Origin of the sequence: Pseudomonas sp. NPDC088414 (assembly GCF_044753325.1) — a bacterium.
Lineage (GTDB): Bacteria > Pseudomonadota > Gammaproteobacteria > Pseudomonadales > Pseudomonadaceae > Aquipseudomonas.
Window position 1 is genome coordinate 50,886 of the sequence record NZ_JBIVMY010000038.1, and the last position, 683, is coordinate 51,568.

Sequence of the window (683 nt, forward strand, 5' to 3'; positions counted from 1 at the left end):
ACCCTGCTCAATCCAACGGGCCAGGTCGGCCTGGAACAGCGCAACCTGATCATCACCGCCACGCTGCTGATGCTGTTGGTCGTTGTGCCGGTTATCGTCATGACCTTCCTGTTCGCCTGGAAGTACCGCGCGTCCAACAAGGATGCCGTCTACACCCCGAAATGGTCGCACTCGACCAAAATCGAAGTGGCTGTCTGGACCATCCCGGTTCTGATCATCATCGCCCTGGGTTACATCACCTACATTTCGACCCACAAACTGGACCCGTACCGTCCGATTGAATCCGACGTCAAGCCGGTGACCATCGAAGTCGTGGCGCTGGACTGGAAGTGGCTGTTCATCTATCCGGAACAAGGCATTGCCACGGTCAACAAGATCGTGTTCCCGGCGCACACCCCGGTCAACTTCCGGATCACCTCCGACGCCGTGATGAACTCGTTCTTCATCCCGGGCCTGGGCGGCCAGATCTACGCAATGGCGGGCATGACTACCCGGCTGCACCTGATCGCTGACCGCAACGCTGAAATGGACGGTATCTCCGCCAACTACAGCGGCGCTGGTTTCACCGGTATGAAATTCAAAGCGATCGCAACTTCTCAGGAAGATTTCGACGCCTGGGTAAGTGAAGACAAAAAGGCACCAAAACAGCTTGAACCAGCTGAATACGCAGCCCTTGCCAAGCC

At 57.0% G+C, this 683-nt stretch carries 1 protein-coding gene; it reads left to right on the plus strand.

Translation table 11 applies throughout. The features are described 5' to 3' along the window. On the plus strand, nt 1–683 hold a 683-nt coding region (gene cyoA / locus ACIP8I_RS23895), incomplete at both ends, for a ubiquinol oxidase subunit II (protein ID WP_400764379.1).